Genomic DNA, 6,984 nt, shown 5'->3' with positions numbered 1-6,984 from the left:
CGCCGCCCACGGTCTTGTGCGGTTCGGGTCCCACATCGGGCCCCAGGGGCCCTGCACCAGGCCCTCGTCCTCCGCGGCGAGCGGGCGGCCGCGGCGTTTGCGGCGGTGCTGGGGCCAGAACAGGACGTACGCCGTCGACACCGCCACGAACCCGAGCCGGATCAGGCCCTTGGCCGACTCGTCCGGTACGGCGAACACGCTGCCGTACAGCACGATCAGCGCGATCCAGCTCCACCACGGCACGAGGCGCCGCTGCCCGCACACGTCCCACAGGAGCGTGCCGAGCAGCACCGAGGCCGTGTAGTACGTGTAGACGCTCGGGTCGAGGAGGATGCGGGCGTTCGCGCCCAGCAGGACGACCCCGGCCCAGCGGCCCCGCCACACCGCGATCGCGCCCAGCGTGAGGCCGAGGGCGGCCTGGGCGGGGCGGGCCCAGTCGGGGGTCACGGGGGTGTTGCCGCCCAGCCAGCGCAGCGCGGAGGCGGGGCTGTTGGGGATGGTGAACTTCGCCGCGGCGAAGGAGTCCGGGGCCGCGATGAAGAACGGCAGCCAGGCGACGGCCAGCAGCGCCGCGCACCACAGGACCGCCCGCAGCCAGCGGTCGCGGGGCAGGGCGAGGATCAGCGGTACGAAGGCCAGGGCCGTCGGCTTGGAGTCCATGGCCAGGGCCAGGCAGGCGCCGACGGCCGCCGGGTTGCACCGGGTCAGGAACCAGACCGCGAGCGCCGTGAAGAAGAGGGCCAGGACGTCGTCCAGGTGCCCGAAGCGGACCGACACCTCGATCCACATGGGGATGAACGCCAGCCCGGCGATCAGCACGCGCCGCCGCAGCCGCTCGTGGTTGGTGCCCGTGCCGAGGAAGTGGATGGCGGCGCTGCGACCCGCGAGCACCATGATGACCAGGCCCAGCACGGACATGAACGCCGCCGCCAGGAACTGGCCCGTGTGCTCGGAGAACGGGTTGAACAGGCCCGCCACCAGGAAGCTGATGGGGCCCATCTGCAGCTCGGGGTGGTGGGCGTAGAGGTTGAGCCCGCCGGTGCCGTCGCCCGACGCGCCCTGGTAGATCAGCTCGCCGCCGGTGCGCAGGTAGTGCCAGGAGAAGCCGCCGTTGGGTTCGACGACGGCGAACCACAGCACGGTCCACGCCGTGAGCAGCAGCAAGTGCATCCGTGTGCTGATTTCCGGTACCCGCACCCGCACAACGCTCCCGTTCCGCTGCCCGGACCCGCTCCGGACATGTGTCACCGGGGGTCAGATGGCGGAACGGGGGCGGAGGTTGCTCCGGGGGGCGTAAATGTGACCCGGCTCATGGTTTGGGTGACGTGGTGTCAGGTCGCCGTCGGGTCGTCGTCGGGTCAGCTTTCGATCGCGATCGGGCCCGACGTGACCGCCTCGGCGTTGCGCCGCGTCTTGGCCCAGCCGTTGCGGCCGCGCAGCATCCGCACGAAGCCGCGCGCCGACGCCGGGAAGAGGTGGTACGCGTACAGCCACAGGGCCAGCCCCCACAGCAGGGCGGCCAGCAGCGAGTGGTCGGTCGCGCGGTCGCGGCGGTAGACCGGGCCCCACAGCACGAACGGCAGCACGGAGACGACGGCCAGGCCGAGCACCAGCGGCCACAGGGCGAGCATGCCGCCGAACGCGGCGCCGAAGCCGTCCTCGGCCGCGGTCAGGCCCAGCAGGGCGAACATGACGGCGCAGAGCGCGAGGGTCACCAGGTGGGCGACCGGCTGGAGGAAGGTGTAGAGCGTCTCCAGGATGCCCTTGCCGCCGTAGTGGCGGGAGGAGACGATGCGCGGCGCGTAGCGGACGCACTGCAGGTTGCCCTGGGCCCAGCGGGTGCGCTGGGTCAGGAAGCGGCGGGCGTGCGGGAGGCCCTCTTGGGAGACCCAGGTGTCGGCTATGTGGGATATCCGGTCGCCGCCCAGGATCATGTGCAGGCCCAGCTCGTAGTCCTCCAGCAGCGCGCCGCGCTGCCAGGGGCGGCGCTCGGCGGCGGCGATCCGGTCCAGGGCGGCGAGCCGGGTGAACTGGCCGTTGCCGCCGAGGCCCACGGAGCCGGTGCGGCCGCGCAGCAGCTGCATGCCGGCGTTGGAGACGGAGAACTCCATGTCCTGCATGCGGACGAGGAGCCGGGCGAAGGCGTTGCGGACGCGGCCGCGGTCCGGGAGCGGGCGGGGGTCGCCGGCGTTGCGCATGCGCACGCTGACCTGCACGCCGCCGGTCTCGGGGTCGCCGAAGCCGGCGGGGCCGCTCACGCGCTCCAGCGCGTGCGGGTCGAGCTGGCCGTCGGCGTCGATGACGCACACGACGACGCGCTCGCGGTCGGTGTCCTTGGACAGGAACTGGTTCAGCTCGTCGTAGGCGGCGTTGAGCGCGGCGCCCTTGCCCTGGCGGGCGTCGGGGCGGACCCGGCTGACGAGGTGGACGCGGCGGTCCGTCTCGGCGATCTCCGCGACGATGGCGCCGGTGCGGTCGTCGCTGTCGTCGTCGATGACCCAGACGTGGGCGCGGGGGTGGTCGGCGCGCAGCCGCTCGACGGTGGTGCCGACGACGGCCTCCTCGTCCCGGCACGGGACGAAGAAGTGCCAGTCGAACGCGTCGGCGTTGCCGTTCTCGGCCTCGGGACGGCGGAGGTAGGCGTGGCGGGCGCCGGCCCAGTAGAGGAGGAAGCAGGTGAGGAGGAAGAAGGGGAAGACGAGGAGGATGGGGCTGGAGAACACGGGTCTTTGCTCCGGGGGGGGCTTTGGCGGGTACGGCACCGCCGGTCACGTGCGTGGTGGTTGCTCGCCGCTGCGGCGGAAGATTTCTTGCCGGTGCCGCAACGGCGGTCGGCAGGGCCGGGCCCGCAGGGTCAGAAGCGTTCTCCCCTGGTCGCCTTTTCCACCAGCAGCGCCGGCGGCTCGAAACGCTCGCCGTACGTCGCCGCCAGTTCCCGCGCTCGCGTCACGAAGCCCTGCGGGCCGCCCTCGTAGCCGTTGATGTACTGCAGGGCGCCGCCCGTCCAGCCGGGGAAGCCGATGCCGAGGATGGAGCCGATGTTGGCGTCCGCGACGGACGTCAGCACGCCCTCCTCCAGGCAGCGGACCGTGTCCAGCGCCTCCGAGAAGAGCATCCGCTCCTTCATGTCCTCGAAGGGGACGACCGCGTCCGCCCGCGTGAAGTGCTCGCGCAGCCCCGGCCACAGCCCGGCCCGCTTGCCGTCCACGTACTCGTAGAAGCCGGCGCCGCCGCTGCGGCCCGTGCGGCCGAACTCCTCGACCATGCGGTCGAGGACCGCGTCCGCGGGGTGCGCCGCCCACGTGCCGCCCTCCGCCTCGACCGCGCGCCGCGTCTCCTCGCGGATCTTCCGCGGCAGGGTGAGGGTCAGCTCGTCCATGAGGGAGAGCACCTTGGCCGGGTAGCCGGCCTGCGCGGCGGCCTGTTCGACCGAGGCCGGGTCGACGCCCTCGCCGACCATGGCCACGCCCTCGTTGATGAACCGGCCGATGACCCGCGAGGTGAAGAAGCCGCGCGAGTCGTTGACGACGATGGGCGTCTTGCGGATCTGCCGGACGAGGTCGAAGGCGCGGGCGAGCGCCTCGTCGCCGGTGCGCGCGCCCTTGATGATCTCGACGAGCGGCATCTTGTCGACGGGCGAGAAGAAGTGCAGCCCGATGAAGTCCGCGGGCCGCTCGACGCCGTCGGCGAGGAGGGTGATGGGCAGGGTGGAGGTGTTGGAGCACAGCAGCGCGCCGGGCGCGACGACGTGCTGGATCTCCTGGAAGACCTTCTGCTTGAGCGCGGGGTCCTCGAAGACCGCCTCGATGACGGCGTCGCATCCGGCGAGCGCGGCGACGTCCGCGGTGGGGGTGATGCGGGCGAGCAGGGCGTCCCGCTTCGCCTCCGTGGTGCGGCCCTTGGCGAGCGCCTTGGCCAGCAGGCCCTCGGAGTACGCCTTGCCCTTGCGCGCGGCCTCCTCCGTCACGTCCTTGAGGACGACGTCGATGCCGGCCTTGGCGCAGGCGTAGGCGATGCCCGCACCCATCATGCCGGCGCCGAGGACGGCGACCTTGCGCACCTGGCGGGGAGCCACGCCGCTCGGGCGGCTCGCGCCGGAGTTGACGGCCTGCAGGTCGAAGAAGAACGCCTGGATCATGTTCTTCGACGTCTGCCCGGTGACCAGCTCCGTGAAGTAGCGGGCCTCGATGACCTGTGCGGTCTCGAAGTCGACCTGGGAGCCCTCGACGGCCGCGGCGAGGATGTTGCGCGGGGCCGGGTAGGGGGCGCCGCCGAGCTGCTTGCGCAGGTTGGCGGGGAAGGCGGGCAGGTTGGCGGCGAAGCGGGGGCTGGCGGGCGTGCCGCCGGGGATCTTGTATCCCTTGACGTCCCAGGGCTGCTGCGACTCGGGGTGCGCGGCGACGAAGGCCCGGGCCTTGGCGAGGAGCTCCTCGTGATCGGCGGCCAGCTCGTGGACGAGCCCGGCCTCCAGGGCGCGGCGCGCGTCGTACTGCGTGCCCTGGAGGAGCACCTTCAGGAGCGCGTCGGTGATGCCGAGGAGCCGTACGGTGCGGGTGACGCCGCCGCCTCCGGGCAGCAGGCCGAGGGTGACCTCGGGGAGGCCGATCTTCGTGCCGGGGGCGTCGAGGGCGATGCGGTGGTGGCAGGCGAGCGCGATCTCGTAGCCGCCGCCGAGGGCCGCGCCGTTGACGGCGGCGACGACGGGCACGCCGAGGGTCTCGATGCGGCGCAGGTCGCGCTTGATGGTCATGCCCGACTCGAAGACGAGCTGCGCCTCGGCGGGGGTCGCGGCGATGAGTTCGCGCAGGTCGCCGCCGGCGAAGAAGGACTTCTTCGCGGAGGTGAAGATGACACCGCGCACCGAGGCCGGGTCTTCCTTGAACTCCGCCTCCAGGCGGTCGGCGACCGCCGTCAGGGAGGCTTTGAAGGCCTGGTTCATGGTGTTGGCGGACTGCGTGGGGTCGTCGAGGGTGAGGGTGACGATGCCGTCCGCGTCGCGGTCGTAGCGGATGGTGGATGCGGTCATGTGGGGGCTCCGGTGTCGTGCGGGGATACGGGAAGGGGCGGGACGGGCGTTGCCGGGCGGGCGCGCTTACACCCGTTCCACCACCGTCGCGATTCCCATGCCGCCGCCGACGCACAGCGTGACCAGGCCGTAGCGCCCGTCGCGGCGTTCGAGTTCGTCGATGACGGTGCCGAGGAGCATCGCTCCGGTGGCCCCGAGCGGATGCCCCAGCGCGATGGCCCCGCCGTTGACGTTGATGCGGTCGAGCCCGGTGCCCATCTCGCGGGCGAAGTGCAGCACGACGGCCGAGAAGGCCTCGTTGACCTCGATGAGGTCGATGTCGTCGATGGTCAGGCCGGCCTTGGCGAGCGCCTTGCGGGAGGCGGGGGCCGGGCCGGTGAGCATGATCGTGGGGTCGGAGCCGGAGACGGCGGCGGAGACGATGCGGGCCCGCGGCGTGAGGCCGTACCGCTCGCCGGTCTCGCGGTTGCCGATGGCGACGAGGGAGGCGCCGTCGACGATGCCGGAGGAGTTGCCGGCGTGGTGGACGTGGTCGATCTTCTCGACCCAGTGGTACTGCTGCAGGGCGACGGCGTCGAAGCCGCCCGCCTCGCCGATCTGCGCGAAGGAGGGCTTGAGGCCGGCGAGGGTCTCGACGGTGGTGCCGGGGCGGGGGTGCTCGTCCCGGTCGAGGACGACGAGGCCGTTGCGGTCGCGCACGGGGACGACGGAGCGGTCGAAGCGGCCGTCCTTCCAGGCGGCGGCCGCGTTCTCCTGCGAGCGGGCGGCGAAGGCGTCCACGTCGGTGCGGGTGAAGCCGCCGAGGGTCGCGATGAGGTCGGCGCCGATGCCCTGGGGCACGAAGTTGACGTCGAGGTTGGTCATGGGGTCGTTGAACCAGGCGCCGCCGTCCGAACCCATCGGCACGCGGGACATCGACTCCACGCCGCCGGCGAGGACCAGGTCCTCCCAGCCGGAGCGGACCTTGGCGGCGGCCAGGTTGACGGCCTCCAGGCCCGAGGCACAGAAGCGGTTCTCCTGGACGCCGGCGACGGTGTCGGGCAGCCCGGCGGCGATGGCCGCGATCCGGGCGATGTCGGAGCCCTGGTCGCCGAGGGGGCTCACGACGCCCAGAACGATGTCGTCGATCGCGGCCGGGTCCAGGCCGGGCAGCCGGCGCCGGAGCTCGTGGATGAGGCCGACGACGAGGTCGACGGGCTTGGTGCCGTGCAGGGCACCGTTGGCCTTGCCGCGCCCGCGCGGGGTGCGGATCGCCTCGTATACGTACGCTTCGGTGCTGCTCAAGGTCGTGGGCCTTTCCGGGCGGTGGAGGATGGTCGAGCGGGTCGGGAGAGCCGGGTCAGGAGAGCAGCGAACGACCGATGATCTCCTTCATGATCTCGGTGGTGCCGCCGTAGATCGTCTGGATCCGGCCGTCGGTGAACGCCTTCGCGACCGGGTACTCGCTCATGTAGCCGTAGCCGCCGTGCAGTTGCAGGCAGCGGTCGGCGACGCGCTTCTGCAGCTCGGTCGCCCACCACTTGGCCATCGAGGCGTGCACGGCGTCGAGCGCGCCGGCCGCGTGCTCGGCGATGCAGCGGTCCAGGAACTCGCGGGTGACGGCGCACTCGGTGGCCATCTCGGCGATCTCGAACCGCACGTGCTGCAGCTTCGCGAGCGGCCGGCCGAACGCCTCGCGCTCCTTGACGTAGCCGGTGGTGATCTCCAGCAGGTGCTCGGCGGCGGCGATCCCGGCGACGGCGATGTTCATCCGCTCCTGGGCGAGGTTGGTCATCAGGTGGCCGAAGCCGCCGTGCAGCTCGCCCAGCAGGTTCTCCTTGGGGACGCGGACGTCGCGGAAGAACAGCTCGGCGGTGTCCTGCGCCTTCTGGCCGATCTTGTCGAGGTTGCGGCCGCGCTCGAAGCCCGCCATGCCGCGCTCGACGACGAGCAGGCTCAGGCCCTTGGCCCCGCCCTCG

The 6,984-nt window shown here is 72.2% G+C and carries 5 protein-coding genes; all 5 read right to left on the bottom strand.

Annotation, left to right across the window (positions count from 1 at the left end; genetic code table 11):
• Positions 1-1,170 (bottom strand): hypothetical protein (locus ACSNOH_RS32335; RefSeq protein WP_436725016.1); only part of this gene is annotated, 1,170 nt, incomplete at its 3' end.
• A 188-nt stretch (positions 1,171-1,358) separates the two neighbouring features.
• A complete protein-coding gene (locus ACSNOH_RS32330; protein WP_436725015.1) occupies positions 1,359-2,723 on the bottom strand; it encodes a glycosyltransferase family 2 protein in 1,365 nt (454 codons plus the stop codon).
• Positions 2,724-2,854: 131 nt separating this feature from the next.
• Positions 2,855-5,026, bottom strand: a complete 2,172-nt coding sequence (locus ACSNOH_RS32325; RefSeq protein WP_436725014.1) for a 3-hydroxyacyl-CoA dehydrogenase NAD-binding domain-containing protein — start codon at positions 5,024-5,026, stop codon at positions 2,855-2,857.
• A 66-nt stretch (positions 5,027-5,092) separates the two neighbouring features.
• Positions 5,093-6,310 carry an acetyl-CoA C-acetyltransferase gene (locus ACSNOH_RS32320; protein ID WP_436725013.1) on the bottom strand — a complete coding sequence of 406 codons (1,218 nt, stop codon included), beginning with the start codon at positions 6,308-6,310 and terminating at the stop codon, positions 5,093-5,095.
• A 55-nt stretch (positions 6,311-6,365) separates the two neighbouring features.
• Positions 6,366-6,984 (bottom strand): acyl-CoA dehydrogenase family protein (locus ACSNOH_RS32315; protein WP_436725012.1); only part of this gene is annotated, 619 nt, incomplete at its 5' end.

Origin of the sequence: Streptomyces sp. URMC 127 (assembly GCF_051386535.1) — a bacterium.
Classification (GTDB): Bacteria; Actinomycetota; Actinomycetes; order Streptomycetales; family Streptomycetaceae; genus Streptomyces.
Note: the sequence above shows the minus strand (reverse complement) of the source record. Positions and strands in the feature narration are given on the sequence as shown.